The following is a 16,159-nucleotide window of genomic DNA, read 5'->3' on the forward strand; positions in this document are numbered from 1 at the left end:
AAAGCGACGTTTAATACGTCGCTTTTTTTATTTCTTATATTGTTTAAACGCGTTCTTTTGCCCATTCACGCAAAATGAATTTTTGCAATTTGCCTGTTGAGGTTTTTGGAATTTCAGTAATCACTACATCTTTGGGAACTTTAAAACGTGCCAGTTCTTTTTGACAATGTGCAATAATTTCTTCAGGAGTCACTGTAGCACCCGTTTTTAATTCAATAAATGCACATGGTACTTCTTGCCAACGTTCATCAGGTTTTGCCACAACAGCCGCTGTTAAAACCGCAGGATGTTTATATAAAACATCTTCAACTTCTAAAGATGAAATATTCTCTCCGCCCGAGATAATAATATCTTTGGAACGGTCAGTAATTTTTGCGTAACCATCTGGATGGCAAACAGCTAAATCTCCAGTATGAAACCAGCCACCAGCGAAAGCTTCTTCGGTTGCCTTTGGATTTTTTAAATATCCTTTCATAACAATATTGCCACGGAACATAATTTCTCCCATGGTTTCACCGTCATTTGGAACTGGTTGCATCGTTTCAGGGTCTAGTACTCGCATACTATCTTGAAGTGGATAAGGCACACCCTGACGAGAATGTAGTTGCGCTTGTTCAGTAATTGGCAGGTCGCTCCAACCTGCTTGAGAGGCACAAAGGGCAGATGGTCCATAGGTTTCGGTTAATCCATAGACGTGGTTGACATTGATTCCAATATTTCGCATACCTTCAATTACAGCGACAGGTGGAGCAGCACCTGCCACCATAACTTCAACATGATGTTCTATGCTTGGCTGCTTTTCTTTCGGTAGATTAATAATCATGGACAAGACGATTGGAGCGCCACAGAAGTAATCAATTTTATGTTTGGCAATAAGCTGCATCACCAGTTCGGGGTCAACTTTGCGTAAACAAATATTGGTTCCGCCACTTGCTGCAATACTCCACGCAAAGCACCAACCATTACAGTGAAAAAGAGGAAGTGTCCATAAATAAACAGCTCGAGGTTTCATACCGCAAGCTAAAATATTACTAGCTGCATTTAAATAAGCACCTCGGTGGTGATAAACCACGCCCTTAGGATTACCCGTTGTTCCTGATGTGTAATTTAAACTAATTGCATCCCACTCATCTTGCGGTAAATGCCATTCGAAATTAGCATCGCCTTGAGCTATCCATTCTTCATATTCAAACGAACCAAGAAATTGATTTTCACCCTCATACTCTTCATCAGCTACATCAATCACAATAATATGTTGGTTAGGAATGAGCGATAAAGCTTCTCTTGCTAAATTAACAAACTCTGGGTCGACCAAAAGCACTTTCGTCTCAGCATGCTCTAGCATGAAAGCAATGGTTTTTGCGTCTAAACGGGTGTTTAGCGTATTAAGAACGGCACCTGCCATAGGTACAGCAAAATGGGCTTCAATCATTGCTGGTACATTTGGCAATAAAACTGAAACGGTATCGTTTTTAGTTATGCCTAATTGTTGAAGCTGAGATGCAAATTGACGGCAGCGCTGATAAGTTTCTTTCCATGAAATCTGACGATTACCATGAATGATAGACGCTTGGTCTGGATAGATATAAGCTGCACGTTCTAAATAGCGCAGAGGGGATAACGCAACAAAGTTTGCGGGTGTGCGTGGTAATTCATCGTATGCACTAACCATGTGAAATAACTCCATGTTCTATTTTTTAATTCATTCTTTGAAAATATGACTTAATATTAATCAAAGCATTAATGCTTTAGTCTTAAACAGAAATACCCCTCAGTCAGGAAATGAGCACAAATGCTATTTTCAACATCTTAAAACAGTTCTGATGAATAATTATCCTATTTATGTATTTCTTAAAATTTAGGTAGAGCACTTATTAAAGTCACTTATTGCTGTTTACCGTATAAGCAAAATGTATTTATGATTTTATGAGTACAAAGGTTTTCACTTGGCTTGAACAAGTGTAAAATCTTTCAGGTTTTTTAATTTTGATTTACACCGTTTTTATATTTTGAGGCTTGCCTCGATCATAATCTCGCGGTGAAATGCTCCTTCGTATAGGGCATCACTCCTTAAGGATTTTTCTATGCCAATTATCACATTGCCAAATGGCGATCAAAAGAATTTTGATCACCCTGTATCTGTTATGGAAGTCGCTCAAAGTATTGGGCCTGGTTTAGCAAAAAATACCGTTGCTGGACGAGTAAATGATCGCTTAGTTGATGCATGTGACTTAATTACCGAAGACTCGACCTTACAAATTATCACTCCAAAAGATGAAGAAGGTCTTGAGATCATTCGCCACTCTTGTGCACACCTTGTAGGGCATGCAGTAAAGCAACTTTTCCCTGAAGCAAAGATGGTGATTGGTCCGGTCATTGAAGAAGGTTTCTATTACGACATCTGGATGCCACGTCCTTTTACATTAGATGATATGGCAGCAATCGAAGAGCGTATGAAAAAGCTCATCGATCAAGATTACGATGTTGTTAAAAAAATGACTCCACGTGATGAAGTTATTGCTGAATTTACTGCTCGTGGTGAAGAATACAAATTACGCTTGATTGCAGACATGCCTGAAGAAACTCAAATGGGCTTGTACTACCATCAAGACTATTTAGATATGTGTCGTGGTCCGCACGTACCGAACACAAAATTCTTAAAATCATTCAAGCTTACTAAAATCTCTGGTGCTTACTGGCGCGGTGATGCGAAGAATGAACAGCTTCAACGTATTTACGGTACGGCTTGGGCTGATAAAAAACAATTAGCAGCTTACATCAAGCGTATTGAAGAAGCTGAAAAGCGTGACCACCGTAAAATTGGTAAAGCATTAGACTTGTTCCATATGCAAGAAGAAGCACCGGGTATGGTGTTCTGGCATGCAAATGGTTGGACTATTTATCAAGTACTAGAGCAGTACATGCGTAAAGTTCAGCAAGACAATGGTTACCAAGAAATTAAAACTCCGCAAATCGTAGACTTTACGCTTTGGGAGAAATCTGGTCACGCAGCAAACTATGCAGAAAATATGTTTACGACTCATTCAGAAAGTCGTAACTATGCTGTAAAACCAATGAACTGTCCTTGTCACGTTCAAGTGTTCAACCAAGGATTAAAATCTTACCGTGATTTACCAATTCGTTTAGCTGAGTTTGGTTCTTGTCACCGTAATGAACCATCTGGTTCTTTACACGGTATTATGCGTGTTCGTGGCTTTACACAAGATGATGCACATATCTTCTGTACTAAAGAACAGATTGGTAAAGAAGTTGCAGACTTTATTCAACTTACTTTAGACGTTTATAAAGACTTTGGCTTTGAAGAAGTTCAAATGAAGTTGTCTACTCGCCCAGAAAAACGTGTAGGTGATGACGCTCTTTGGGATTTAGCTGAAAAATCTTTAGCAGATGCTTTAGATGCAGCTGGTCTTAAATGGGAATTGCAGCCGGGTGAAGGCGCATTCTATGGTCCAAAGATTGAGTTCTCTTTAAAAGACTGTCTTGGTCGTGTATGGCAATGTGGTACCATTCAGTGTGACTTCAACTTGCCAGTTCGTTTAGACGCTTCTTATGTAACTGAAGAAAACGAACGTGATCAGCCTGTAATGTTGCATCGTGCAATTCTTGGTAGTTTTGAGCGTTTTATTGGTATACTAATTGAACACTACGCTGGTTTCATGCCACCTTGGTTGTCACCTGTACAAGCATGTGTCATGAACATTACCGATGCTCAAGCTGAAGCAAGTGAGCAAGTTGTGGCAAAACTCAAGGAAAATGGCCTTCGCGCTATTTCTGACTTGAGAAATGAAAAAATCGGATTTAAGATTCGTGAGCGTACTCTAGAGCGCATTCCTTACCTGTTAGTTCTTGGTGATCGAGAAGTTGAAGAAGGTACAGTGAATGTACGTACTCGCTCAGGAAAAAATTTAGGTACTATGTCAGTGGATGCTTTCATTGACTTAGTGAAATCTGCCGTCGCCGAACGTGGCCGGTATATTGTGGAGTAAGAAAGATTAAACAGCCTGACCGTAACCAACAACAAGGTGCAAAGAGTAACCGTCCAGCAATTAACGATGAGATCCGTGCAAAAGAAGTACGCCTCGTCGCTGCTGATGGTGAGCAAAAAGGAATTGTTTCATTAAATGAAGCACTGCGTGCTGCTGAGGATGCAGATCTTGACCTTGTTGAGATTGTCGCAAACGCTGAGCCGCCTGTTTGTAAAATCATGGATTACAACAAGCACTTGTTTGACCTGAAACAGAAGCAAAAAGATGCCAAGAAAAAACAGCATCAAGTGCAAGTGAAGGAAATCAAACTACGCCCAGCAACTGATGTAGGTGATTATCAAGTTAAGCTTCGTGCTATTTTGAAGTTCCTTGAAGAAGGTAACAAAGTCAAAATCACTTTACGTTTCCGTGGTCGTGAAATGGCTCACCAACAACTTGGTTTAGCTCAATTGCAAAAGATTGAAGCAGACGTAGCTGAGTTTGGTATTGTAGAGCAAGCTCCGAAAATGGAAGGTCGACAAATGGGTATGTTACTTGGACCGAAAAAGAAAAAGTAATACTCAAAAAAAGCACTGCAAACGCAGTGCTTTTTTATGCCCGTCATTTCTTGATTTAATTCCTTTAAAGTGCGATTTAATAACTTTTTAAACCAAAGTTATTCTCAAATTTTATGTGTTTTTTGGTGTTGGACATATCATTGTATTAGCCAAAACATGATATAACGCAAGACGCAGTCATGATAACGATGAATAGGAAAATAGAATGATTGATCTATATTATTGGGGAACACCCAATGGACATAAAATCACAATTGCCTTAGAAGAAATGGGACTGGATTACACCCTTTATCCAATTAATATTTTAGAAAATGATCAATTTCAACCAGATTTCCTGAAAATTTCCCCGAATAATAAAATCCCCGCAATTGTTGATCAGGACGGTCCACGTGGTGAGCCAATTTCAGTATTTGAATCAGGCGCGATCTTACAATATTTAGGTCGAAAAACCGGATTGTTTTATCCAACAGATGAACAAGAGCGAGTTGAAGTTGAACAATGGCTCATGTGGCAAATGGGTGGGCTAGGGCCTATGCTTGGGCAGAATCATCATTTTAACCGCTTTGCGCCAGAGAAAATTCCTTATGCAATTGAACGTTATGTGAATGAAACTAAGCGTTTATATGGCGTATTAAACAAACAACTTATAGGGCAAAAATTTGTTGCGGGGGAATACTCAATTGCTGATATGGCAATTCTGCCTTGGATTTTGCGATATGAATGGCAGGGGATTCAATTGGAGGACTATCCTTATGTACAAGAATACATTGTCCGCCTAACAGCACGTCCTGCTGTACAAAAAGCTTTATCAATTAAAGTCATTTAATTTTGTGTAATAGTACAATGAATAAAGTGAAAGGTGATTTGGTTTTAATTTAATATGCTAAGTTACTTTTTACTTTTTTTGAGTGCTTTTGGGGCGGCTACATTATTACCATTACAATCAGAAGCTGTACTCGTTGCTTTATTATTAAAAAATCAACATTCCGCTTTTCTTCTTATTTTGATTGCTACTTTTGGAAACGTACTCGGTTCATGTGTGAACTGGTGGTTAGGTTTAAAAATAGAACAGTTTAAAGATAAAAAGTGGTTCCCGGTTTCCGAAAAACGTTTAGAGCAGGCTCAACGTTTTTATCATAAATATGGTTTTTATTCGCTGCTTTTAAGTTGGACTCCTGTGATTGGTGACCCTATTACTTTAGTTGCGGGCTTATTCAAAGAAAATTTTTGGCGCTTCTTATTTATGGTTCTTATTGCTAAGGCTGGGCGTTATATTTTCATTTATTGGGTAATTACAGACTTTATTTAAAATACAAGCATCCGAAGATGCTTATATTAAAACTATTTATTTAGTCTTCCGAGCTTTTGGTAATGTCGACTTTAAATAAGTCATTGGTTTTTAGCCAACAAAACGTGACCACTGCAAGCGTCATACAACCACCAAAAATAGTCGCTGCAATAGTCCCCAAATATTTAGCAGCCAACCCTGATTCAAATGCACCCAGCTCATTACTGGATGAAACGAACATTCCATTTACAGCCGCTACGCGACCACGCATATTTTCTGGTGGGAATATTTGCAAAATGGTTTGCCTAACCACAACTGAAATACTGTCACAAGCACCTGTCATGGCCAGTGCAAATAGGGATAACCACATATTATTCGAGAAAGCGAAAAGGATCGTAAATACACCAAACCCGGCAACTGCTAATAGCATGTTACGCCATGCGTGCTGAGTTGGAGGAAAACGAGTCAAAGCAATCATGGTAATGAGGGCACCAATAGATGGCGCTGCACGTAAATAACCTAAGCCTTCTGGTCCCACTTTTAAAATATCTTCTGCAAAGATAGGCAGTAAGGCAATCACACCTCCAAATAAAACAGAGGCAAGATCTAGAGAAATAGCCCAGAGAACGATTTTGGTTTTCCAAATAAAGCGGAAACCATCACCTAAGCTTTCTAATACATTCGCAGTTTCAATTTTAGGAAAGCTTCGTTTTTGTAATAAATTAATAAGAATAAAACAGATGCTGAGTAGGGCAGCAACACTAAAAAGACTGGTTTCTCTGCCTAAGTAAGCAAGCATAAAACCGCCTAGCATAGGCCCAATAATCACGCCACTTTGCCAACCAATTGTTGTCCATGTGGCACCATTGGCATAAAGCTCGCGTGGAATTAAGAACGGTTTCAATGAGGTGGCAGAGGGATTATAAAACCCACGTATCGTACCTAAGCCAAAGATGACTGCGTAAATACCCCACGAAAGGAAATTTACACTGATATGACCTAAACCATGCAAATGAAACAGCAACCACAAAACTAAAGGTAGAGGTACCGAGAAAAATAAACAGATTTTCATTATGACCTGTTTATTAAATTTATCAGCAAAATAGCCACCCCAAAGGGATAGGGCAATAAATGGAATGGCTTCTGCTAGTCCAATTAAACCTAAAGTTAGAGGATCTTTGGTAATTTGATAAAGTGAATAAGCAACAATAATTTCTTGAATCAAAATTGCTAACGTTAAGCAAAATTGATTAATGGTAACAATAGAGAAATCTCTATAGCGCAGTGCAGCTAATGCATCATGTTTCTGCATTTGAAATATCGTATGTTGATAATTTGAACATATTATAGAGCTAAACAAGCCATAATGTTGAATTTATTAGCAGTGACCAATCTCTAAAAAAATGATATGAATTTTTAATTTATTAAGACATTCATCTAAAAAAGCACTACGAGTAGTTTTAATTTTAGTCAGCATACTATAAAATACGCGCTTCCTTACCTGCAGGTCGATTTTGCAATGGTGCAATCGCGCCGAACAGGTGCCTAAAAGAGGTTACTATGGCTAAGTTAAAAACTCGCCGTGGTGCAGCTAAACGCTTCAAAGCGACTGCAAACGGTTTTAAGCGTAAACAAGCGTTCAAGCGCCACATCTTGACCAAAAAATCTGCTAAACGTATCCGTCAATTACGCGGCTGTGTAATGGTTCATGTTTCTGACATGAATTCAGTTCGTCGTATGTGCCCATACATCTAAGGAGATTATAAATGGCTCGTGTAAAACGTGGTGTAGTGGCTCATCGTCGTCACAAAAAAATTCTTGCTCGCGCTAAAGGTTACTATGGTGCTCGTTCACGCGTTTACCGCGTAGCGTTCCAAGCGGTAATCAAAGCTGGTCAATACGCTTACCGTGACCGCCGTCAAAAGAAACGTCAATTCCGTGCTCTATGGATTGCGCGTATCAATGCTGGTGCTCGTCAAAACGGTTTGTCTTACAGCCGTATGATCGATGGCTTGAAAAAAGCTCAAGTGATCATCGACCGTCGCGTATTAGCTGACATCGCTATGCATGATGCAGTAGCATTTGCTGCTTTAGCTGAAAAAGCTAAAGGTGCATTAGCTGCATAAGCTTAGAGATTCAAAAAGAGGCCGCTTTTTAGCGGTCTTTTTTATTTTTAATGGTTCTATTTTAAAAAGAGAAAATAATCAGAGATAAATGATGAAAGATGAAAAATTTCTAAATGACTTAATTCAAAAAGTACAGCAAGGTCACCAGTATAAATACTTATATTTTTGGGGACATACTCCTAAACAAGCTGATCTTGTTGATAAAAGCTGTTTTAGCCAGTGGTTCCCAGCGCAATTCAAAGTAGAAGGTGTCGAGTATTTTACTGCTGAACACTATATGATGGCGCAAAAAGCAAAATTATTTAATGATGAAGAAATTTTTGCACAGATTTTGCAGGTTAAACATCCGAATGAAGCAAAGCAACTCGGTCGTAAAGTGCGTAACTATGATGAACAGATATGGCAAGAAAATCGTTTTGACATAGTGGTGCAGGCGAATTTTGCGAAATTCTCACAGCATTCTGAATTGAAAAAATTCTTATTAGCAACGAAAGACCGTATTTTGGTTGAAGCATCTCCTGTCGATAAAATTTGGGGTATTGGTATGGCGCAAGACCATCCACATGTCCAAGATCCATCTCTATGGCAAGGTCTAAATTTGTTGGGGTTTGCTTTAATGCATGTTCGAGAGCGGCTTTTAACTGAATAGGTTGGTGTGAGATCAACCAATGCTTCACTTTAAAAAAGTAGTAAGGTGAGGGGAGCAAATTGAAGTCATTAAATAATTCAGATATTCGTATAGCATCATTTAACGATGCATTATCTATTGCAGAAGTACATGTGCAAGGTTGGAAAGAAACCTATGCCGGTATGGTTAAGCAAGAAATATTAGATGAGCTTAACGTACTAGATAAAGAACAGTTATGGAAAGAGATAAGCAGAAGTCCTGATCATAAGTTATTTATCTATACTGAAAATGGGGTAGTGAAAGGCTTTCTTGATGGCTATTTAAACCCAGAAAGTAATATTGCTGAAATTCTTGCTTTTTATCTTTTAAAAGAAGTTCAAAAACAAGGTATAGGTCGTGAATTATTCCAAAAGTTCTATCAATGCGCTTTAAATCAAGGTTATGCTTTTATTTGTTTAGAAGTCTTTAATAAAAATCCGAGCCGTTTCTTCTATGAAAAAATGGGAGCACAGTTAATTAATGAAGCCGAACTACCAGAGTTCGGCCTCGGAATAACAGAATTACTTTATCAATGGAAACTTTAATCTTGATTAAAGACCAAAATAATAAGCTAAGGCACAAATAATTACCGTTAGTACAATAAGCTTAATTACACCTGTTCCTCCAGCCTTATGATGAGGTGTTTTTAAATGAGTTGCGGATTCATTCGTTGCATCAAAAGGAGAAGGTTTTTCAACTGGTTTTAATTGTGCAGTTTGATAATGATTGGCTGCTTTCACAATGAGCTTTGCAAATAGATCATCAGTTTTGTGGGTAAAGTTTCTTAAGTTAATAATTTGTTCTTGGTCTAGGTCTTCCCCTAAAGGATCATTTGCGCTGCGTTTTTTCTGCTCTAAATAGTCAGATAGAGCTTGGGTGCGATAGAGGAGTTGATGCGCGCAATCTGCCGGGTAGTTTTCAGGTATAAGTGCAAGTGTTGGTTGATGATCTACCGAAATTTGATGAGTTGATCCATCAAAATATTTTTTCTGAAATTCGGGTTCTTCAAAACCTGCTGCATACTTACTCCGAAATAACTCGGTTTCCATAAAGTCAGCAATTTCATCCCATTGAGGTGCCTTTAAGTCAGCTTCAACTTTCTTAGATAATTTTTCATTCAATTCAAAACGCCAGAAAGTTTCTAAGCGTAAATCGCTACGCTGATTTAAAGGTGGTTCAAATTCGTTATCGCTACTGTACCACTCTGCAAGCTCATGACCAAAAATCCATGCGATTTTTTTATTGTTTTGGTGGCTTACAATAAAATGAGCATAAGGTAAAAGCTCGACATTACTATTCGGGTTTTGCTCTTCATTTAAAATAGTAGATAGGTGAAGAGAGATTTGAGTTGTCCCTTGTTTTTTGAGTGCTTCTAACCAAACTTGGAAATGTTGAGCAAGTAAATGCTGTGAAATTAAGTCACGAAATTGAAAACTATGCTGGTCAAAAATATGATGTTGTCGCCATTGGTTGAAGCTTAAATTCTGGCGAAGGTATTCATTACCGTAGGTCACAAGTGTAAGTTGTTGTTTCCAAATCTGATTGAGCGCCATAATAATTGATCTCATTGACGATGCTATTATTTTATACGTTTTATCTTTTTGTTGCCTAATACATTTTTCATGATGGATAAACTTCATCAATACGGTGAAAAACTGTTAGAATGCAGTGTTTTATTATATTTTTAAATTTGTTGCTTTGAGAGTTAATATGTCACTGGAAGCCCTGACCACAGAAGCGCTTGCTGCCATTGCAGCAGCTCAAGACCTTGTTGCACTTGATCAGGTGCGTGTGCAATTTACAGGGAAAAAAAGCCAGCTTGCAGAACAATCGAAAGCATTAGGGAAAATGGACCCTGAAGAACGTAAAGTACAAGGTGCTGCGATTCATGCTGTTCGAGAAACGATTAATAGTGCTTTAACTGAGCGTCAAACGGCATTACAACAAGCTGCGCTAGCACAAAAACTAGCAAATGAGACCATTGATATTACTTTGCCAGGTCGTGGACAGCGTATTGGTACAGTTCATCCTGTTACTCAAGTGCAAGAACGTATTTGCCAATTCTTTACTAAAGCTGGTTTTACGGTTGCAACAGGGCCAGAAGTTGAAGATGACTATCATAACTTTGAAGCATTAAATATTCCTGGGCATCACCCTGCACGTGCCATGCACGATACTTTCTATTTTGATGCAAACCATTTGTTGCGTACGCATACCTCTGGTGTGCAAATTCGTACCATGGAAACAAGTCAGCCGCCAATTCGTATTGTATGTCCGGGTCGTGTATACCGCTGTGACTCCGATCAAACGCATTCGCCAATGTTCCATCAGATCGAAGGTTTGTATGTTGCTGAGAACACCAGCTTTGCTGAATTAAAAGGTTTATTAATTAACTTACTTAATGAGTTTTTTGAGAAAGATTTAAAAGTACGTTTCCGCCCATCATATTTCCCATTTACAGAGCCTAGTGCAGAAGTAGATATCATGGATGAGCGTGGACGTTGGTTAGAAGTATTAGGCTGTGGCATGGTGCATCCAAATGTATTGCGTGCTGCGGGTATTGATCCTGATAAATACAAAGGCTTTGCTTTTGGTTTAGGGGTAGAACGTTTTGCAATGTTGCGTTATGGCATTAATGACTTGCGTATGTTCTATCAAAATGACGTGCGTTTCTTACGCCAATTTGCCTAACATTTTTTCAGGATTAAATAAGGTTTATAAAGATGAAGATTAGCGAAAATTGGTTACGCACATGGGTTAACCCTGCAATTGATAGTGATACATTATCTGATCAGTTGACTATGCTTGGTCTTGAGGTAGATGAACTAGCGCCTGTTGCTAAGCCATTTACCGGAGTTGTAGTTGGTGAAGTTCTAACAGTTGAACAGCATCCAGATGCAGACCGTCTACGTGTAACAACAGTGAATATTGGTTCAGGTGAGCCTCTGCAAATTGTATGTGGTGCTCCTAACGTTCGTGCTGGAATGAAAGCACCTGTAGCAACTATTGGCGCAGTATTACCAGGCGATTTTAAAATCAAAAAAGGTAAGCTTCGTGGTGTCGAGTCACAAGGTATGCTGTGCGGCGCTTCTGAAATTGATCTTGAAGATAAAATCGATGGTTTGCTTGAGCTGCCTGCCGATGCTCCAGTAGGGTTAAACATCCGTGAATACTTAAAACTTGATGATAACGTCATCGATATTAGTATTACGCCAAACCGTGGTGACTGTTTCAGTATCCGTGGTATCGCACGTGAAATTGCAGTGATTAACCAACTGCAAATGAATGAACCTGAAATTAAATCGGTTGATGCGACAATCACTGATGAGAAAAAGGTTGTTATCAGTACAGAGGGTGCTCCACGCTATTTAGGACGTGTCATTAAAAATGTCAATGTGAAAGCTGCTACTCCTGAATGGATGGAACAAGCTTTAGCACGTTCAGGAATTCGTACACACAGTATTTTAGTTGATGTAACGAACTACGTTCTAATGGAATTAGGCCAGCCAATGCATGCTTTTGATTTGGCTAAAATCGAAGGTACTGTAGAAGTTCGCCAAGCTAAGCCGCAAGAAAAGTTGCAACTTTTGAATGATCAAGAAGTTGAATTGCAAGAAGATGTGATGGTTATTGCTGATGACCAGAAAGCTTTAGCAATTGCCGGTATTATGGGTGGTCTAGCGTCAAGTGTAACTGATGATACGACAGACATTTTCTTAGAAAGTGCATTCTTTGCTCCGCTTGCGATTGCCGGGCGTGCTCGTCGTTTTGGTTTACACACAGACTCTTCGCAACGTTATGAACGCGGTGTAGATTTCGAATTACCTTTGATTGCGATGAACCGTGCTTCCCAGCTTATTCAAAAGTTGGCAGGAGGTGAGTTTGGTCCAATTACTATAGCTGAAAAATCTGATTTACTTCCTAAACGTGAAGCGATCGAACTTAAGCAAGCTCAGGTAGACCAATTATTGGGATATCAAGTTGCTGCTGAATTTATTACAGATGCTTTAACTCGACTAGGTTGTGAAGTAACTGTTAAAGCTGATGGCGAATGGAGCGTAGTTCCACCATCACATCGTTATGATATGGCAATTTATCAAGATTTGATTGAAGAAGTTGCACGTATTGATGGATATGACAATATTCAGATCAGCTTACCAAGCATGGATGTTCAGCTTGCTAAGTACCAAGATCGTTTTGAAATTGCACAGCTACGCCAAACAGTAGTTACTTTAGGTTACCAAGAAGCAATTAGCTTTAGCTTTGCTGATGCAAAACTTGAAAAGCAGTTAAACCCGCAAGTCAATCCACTTATGCTAGCAAATCCAATTTCAAGTGATTTGGCAGCAATGCGTAGCACTTTGCTTTCTAGTTTAATTCCTTGTGTGCAATATAATTTAAATCGTCAGCAAAGCCGTGTACGTTTCTTTGAGCTTGGCTTACGTTTTGATTATCAAGATGCCAATTCTATTCAAGACTTAAAGCAAATCCCGACATTAGCTTTAATTGCTGTAGGTTCTCGTGAACCAGAATCATGGCATGCTAAGCCACAACCAATGGATTTCTTCGATTTTAAAGGTGAAGTAGAAGAAGTTTTAGCTGCTGGACGTGTCAAAGTTGAATATGTACGTTCAGAGCGTTCATGGTTACATCCAGGACAGTCTGCTGAAATTTTAGTTGATGGTAAATCAATTGGTTACCTAGGTCGTTTGCACCCATCTTTAGAAAATGAGCTCGATTTGAGCACAACTTGGGTTGCTGAGCTTGATCAGGCAGCAGTTTTGCAATCTTATGTATCTAATTTTACAGAATTATCACGTTTTCCTTCGGTTAGACGTGATATTGCGCTTTTAATCTCTGATAATATAAATGTTAGAGATATTCAGCAGTTAATCGAAAAAACTGGTGGAGAGCTTTTAGACTCTACTTGGTTATTCGATGTGTATACGGGGCAGGGTGTCGAAGAAGGTAAACGTTCATTAGCGTTTGCACTATTATGGCAACATCCTTCACGTACGCTTGAAGATGCTGAAATTAAATCTGGTATGGACAATATAATCCAAGTGTTGGAAAACACTTATCAAGCGACATTGAGGGCCTCATGACAGCACTAACTAAAGCAGACATGGCTGATCATTTAAGTGAGTTAACCAGCTTAAATCGCCGTGAAGCAAAACAAATGGTCGAGTTGTTCTTTGACGAAATTAGCCAAGCGCTTATCGCGGGTGAGCAGGTTAAGCTTTCTGGTTTTGGTAATTTCGAGCTTAGAGATAAACGCGAGCGTCCAGGACGTAATCCTAAAACAGGCGAAGAAATTCCGATTTCTGCCCGTCGTGTAGTGACCTTCAGAGCAGGTCAGAAATTTAGACAACGCGTTGGAAATGAGCAGATCGATTGATCTGCTTTTTTTTATTTATAATTTTTTTATAGCTTTAGAATTAACATGTTTTATGGAGCGATCAAATTCATTTAAATCATATATCGAATATATATTTGTTTAAATCATAAAATTTAAGCATAAAAAAAGAGGACATAACGTCCTCTTTTTATCTAATCTAGATTCTAGATTAGTGTGCAGCAGAAGCAGCAGCGTCAGTAGCAGCAGCAGCAGCGTCAGAAGCAGAAGCAGCAGCGTCAGAAGCAGCAGCAGTTTCAGAAGCAGCAGCGTCAACAGCAACAGTAGCTTCAGAAGCAGCAGCTACAGCTTCAGAAGCAGCAGCAGCAGCAGGAGCTTCTTCTTTCTTAGAACAACCAACGAAAGCTAAAGTAGCGGCAACAGCAGCAGCAACAGCGAATTTTTTGAATAACATGGCATCACTCTCACAAAAAAAATTTGAGATTAAAAAAACCTAAGTTAGGCTGTTTTGCTTTTATTATTCCTAAACGTAGCTAGGTAACAACGCATGGAGCAGTCTAACTGGTCTGCCGCTATGCTATCACTGCAAATGTTGAAATACTACTGTCACCTGTCAAAAAAGCGCAGAAAAATTGAAAAAACAGCCTGTTTTTTAACAGAAAAAAACAATCAATTAGATTAGATATATTGGAAAAGGTATAAGTAAGCTACTAAAAAACATAATTTTTTTATATTAAAAATATTTGTTTTCAAAAACTTAAATATATCCTTACATAAGGTTTAACAAAATGTATTTTTGTGTAAAGCATGTCAACCAAATAAAAAAGCTACTCATGAGAGTAGCTTTTTGGAAACAACATAATGATTAAGTTGAAGCTTTACGTTTCATCTGATCAAAGAAATCATCATTTGTTTTGGTTTCTTTCATACGGTCAAGTAAGAATTCCATAGCAGCCAACTCATCCATAGGATGAAGGAGTTTACGGAGGATCCAGACTTTACGTAATTTATCTTCATCCATTAAACGTTCTTCACGACGTGTACCTGACTTCTTAATATTCATGGCAGGGAAGACACGCTTCTCAGCAATACGGCGATCAAGTGTAATTTCTTGGTTACCAGTACCTTTGAATTCTTCGTAAATTACATCGTCCATTTTACTGCCAGTCTCAATAAGAGCAGTAGAGATGATTGTTAAAGAACCGCCTTCTTCGATGTTACGAGCAGCACCGAAGAAACGTTTTGGGCGTTCTAATGCATGTGCATCTACACCACCGGTCAATACCTTGCCTGATGAAGGAATTACAGTGTTGTATGCGCGAGCTAAACGTGTGATAGAGTCAAGTAAAATCACAACATCTTTTTTATGTTCAACAAGACGTTTTGCTTTTTCAATGACCATTTCAGCTACTTGTACGTGACGTGCTGGTGCTTCATCAAATGTTGAGGCAACGACTTCACCGCGTACGGTACGTTCCATTTCAGTTACTTCTTCTGGACGCTCATCAATAAGTAAAACAATAAGGAACACTTCCGGATTGTTTCTCACAATAGATTGTGCAATGTTTTGAAGTAACATTGTTTTACCCGCTTTTGGCGGTGCAACAATAATAGAACGTTGTCCTTTACCAATTGGCGCAACTAAGTCGACAACACGGGCAGTTAAGTCTTCTGTTGTACCATTACCAAGTTCCATAACCAATTGTTCGGTTGGGAAAAGGGGAGTTAAGTTTTCAAATAAAATTTTATTTCGAGAATTTTCTGGCGTGTCATAGTTAATCTGGTTAACTTTGAGCAACGCAAAATAACGCTCACCTTCTTTCGGAGGGCGAATAGTACCTGTGATGGTATCACCTGTACGCAAGTTAAAGCGTCGGATTTGTGAGGGGCTCACATAAATATCATCCGGACCAGCTAAATACGAACCTGCGGCAGAGCGCAAAAAACCAAAACCATCAGAGAGAATTTCAAGAACGCCGTCACCAAAAATTTCTTCGCCATTCATTGCATGGCGTTTCAAGATGGCAAAGATAATATCTTGCTTTCGGTTACGAGCCATACCTTCAAGGCCCATAAATTCAGCAATTTTAATTAGTTCGCCGATTGGTTTTTTCTTGAGTTCAGTTAAGTTCATAGGGGTCAGAATTAGGAAAGAATA

17 protein-coding genes and 1 pseudogene are annotated in these 16,159 nt (G+C 38.9%); 13 read left to right on the forward strand and 5 right to left on the reverse strand.

What is annotated here, in order from left to right:
• Positions 1–43: 43 nt before the first annotated feature.
• The gene (locus J671_RS08925; RefSeq protein ID WP_031982046.1) at positions 44–1,672 is read right to left on the reverse strand and encodes an acyl-CoA synthetase; all 1,629 of its coding nucleotides are present in this window, start codon (positions 1,670–1,672) and stop codon (positions 44–46) included.
• 412 nt (positions 1,673–2,084) lie between these two features.
• On the opposite strand from J671_RS08925, the gene thrS reads away from it, so the two are divergent.
• The 4 genes from thrS (at position 2,085) to J671_RS08945 (ending at position 5,873) form a co-directional block, all read left to right on the forward strand.
• Positions 2,085–4,007 carry a threonine--tRNA ligase gene (gene thrS, locus J671_RS08930; RefSeq protein WP_004710556.1) on the forward strand — a complete coding sequence of 641 codons (1,923 nt, stop codon included), beginning with the start codon at positions 2,085–2,087 and terminating at the stop codon, positions 4,005–4,007.
• A 5-nt stretch (positions 4,008–4,012) separates the two neighbouring features.
• Positions 4,013–4,564, forward strand: a complete 552-nt coding sequence (gene infC, locus J671_RS08935; protein ID WP_079377112.1) for a translation initiation factor IF-3 — start codon at positions 4,013–4,015, stop codon at positions 4,562–4,564.
• 205 nt (positions 4,565–4,769) lie between these two features.
• Positions 4,770–5,390: a glutathione S-transferase N-terminal domain-containing protein gene (locus J671_RS08940; protein WP_002054551.1), complete on the forward strand. Its 621-nt coding sequence runs from the start codon at positions 4,770–4,772 to the stop codon at positions 5,388–5,390.
• Between the two features lie 54 nt (positions 5,391–5,444).
• Positions 5,445–5,873 (forward strand): YqaA family protein, encoded by a 429-nt coding sequence (locus tag J671_RS08945; RefSeq protein ID WP_031982047.1) that lies wholly within the window; start codon positions 5,445–5,447, stop codon positions 5,871–5,873.
• A 40-nt stretch (positions 5,874–5,913) separates the two neighbouring features.
• Here the strand turns inward: J671_RS08945 and nreB are convergent, their stop codons facing one another.
• Complete coding sequence (gene nreB, locus J671_RS08950; RefSeq protein WP_006581361.1) at positions 5,914–7,164, reverse strand: nickel resistance MFS transporter NreB; 1,251 nt, start codon at positions 7,162–7,164, stop codon at positions 5,914–5,916.
• 129 nt (positions 7,165–7,293) lie between these two features.
• Between nreB and J671_RS26120 the strand changes: the two are divergent.
• From J671_RS26120 to J671_RS08970, 5 genes and pseudogenes are all read left to right on the forward strand, one after another.
• Positions 7,294–7,401 (forward strand): annotated as a pseudogene (locus J671_RS26120) (hypothetical protein); the annotation flags it as partial.
• An 11-nt stretch (positions 7,402–7,412) separates the two neighbouring features.
• On the forward strand, positions 7,413–7,607 hold the full coding sequence (gene rpmI, locus J671_RS08955) for a 50S ribosomal protein L35 (RefSeq protein WP_002054552.1): 195 nt from the start codon (positions 7,413–7,415) through the stop codon (positions 7,605–7,607).
• 11 nt (positions 7,608–7,618) lie between these two features.
• Positions 7,619–7,978, forward strand: a complete 360-nt coding sequence (gene rplT / locus J671_RS08960; protein ID WP_000124858.1) for a 50S ribosomal protein L20 — start codon at positions 7,619–7,621, stop codon at positions 7,976–7,978.
• A 91-nt stretch (positions 7,979–8,069) separates the two neighbouring features.
• Complete coding sequence (locus J671_RS08965) at positions 8,070–8,627, forward strand: NADAR family protein (RefSeq protein WP_020992366.1); 558 nt, start codon at positions 8,070–8,072, stop codon at positions 8,625–8,627.
• A 59-nt stretch (positions 8,628–8,686) separates the two neighbouring features.
• Positions 8,687–9,190 carry a GNAT family N-acetyltransferase gene (locus J671_RS08970; RefSeq protein ID WP_016804442.1) on the forward strand — a complete coding sequence of 168 codons (504 nt, stop codon included), beginning with the start codon at positions 8,687–8,689 and terminating at the stop codon, positions 9,188–9,190.
• Positions 9,191–9,196: 6 nt separating this feature from the next.
• On the opposite strand, the gene J671_RS08975 is transcribed toward J671_RS08970, so the two are convergent.
• Positions 9,197–10,198 carry a hypothetical protein gene (locus tag J671_RS08975; RefSeq protein ID WP_016804441.1) on the reverse strand — a complete coding sequence of 334 codons (1,002 nt, stop codon included), beginning with the start codon at positions 10,196–10,198 and terminating at the stop codon, positions 9,197–9,199.
• A gap of 157 nt (positions 10,199–10,355) precedes the next feature.
• Here J671_RS08975 and pheS point away from each other — a divergent pair, with 157 nt between their 5' ends.
• Genes pheS through J671_RS08990 form a run of 3 tightly spaced genes read left to right on the forward strand, consistent with a single transcriptional unit; the run spans position 10,356 to position 14,043 of the window.
• Positions 10,356–11,336, forward strand: coding sequence for a phenylalanine--tRNA ligase subunit alpha (gene pheS, locus J671_RS08980; protein WP_002054514.1), 981 nt, complete (start codon positions 10,356–10,358; stop codon positions 11,334–11,336).
• A gap of 32 nt (positions 11,337–11,368) precedes the next feature.
• A complete protein-coding gene (gene pheT / locus J671_RS08985; RefSeq protein ID WP_031982049.1) occupies positions 11,369–13,750 on the forward strand; it encodes a phenylalanine--tRNA ligase subunit beta in 2,382 nt (793 codons plus the stop codon).
• Positions 13,747–14,043, forward strand: a complete 297-nt coding sequence (locus tag J671_RS08990; RefSeq protein WP_000126166.1) for an integration host factor subunit alpha — start codon at positions 13,747–13,749, stop codon at positions 14,041–14,043. The genes pheT and J671_RS08990 overlap by 4 nt, the downstream gene beginning before the upstream one ends.
• 169 nt (positions 14,044–14,212) lie before the next feature.
• Here J671_RS08990 and J671_RS08995 read toward each other — a convergent pair whose 3' ends face one another.
• Entirely contained in the window at positions 14,213–14,455 is a 243-nt protein-coding gene (locus tag J671_RS08995; RefSeq protein ID WP_031982050.1) for a hypothetical protein, read from the reverse strand.
• Between the two features lie 93 nt (positions 14,456–14,548).
• Between J671_RS08995 and J671_RS24990 the strand changes: the two genes are divergently transcribed.
• Complete coding sequence (locus J671_RS24990) at positions 14,549–14,683, forward strand: hypothetical protein (protein ID WP_017393480.1); 135 nt, start codon at positions 14,549–14,551, stop codon at positions 14,681–14,683.
• 183 nt (positions 14,684–14,866) lie between these two features.
• On the opposite strand, the gene rho is transcribed toward J671_RS24990, so the two are convergent.
• Positions 14,867–16,135, reverse strand: coding sequence for a transcription termination factor Rho (gene rho, locus J671_RS09000; protein WP_001054522.1), 1,269 nt, complete (start codon positions 16,133–16,135; stop codon positions 14,867–14,869).
• Between the last annotated feature and the right edge of the window lie 24 nt (positions 16,136–16,159).

The organism is Acinetobacter sp. 1130196, from assembly GCF_000588095.1.
GTDB lineage: Bacteria > Pseudomonadota > Gammaproteobacteria > Pseudomonadales > Moraxellaceae > Acinetobacter > Acinetobacter nosocomialis.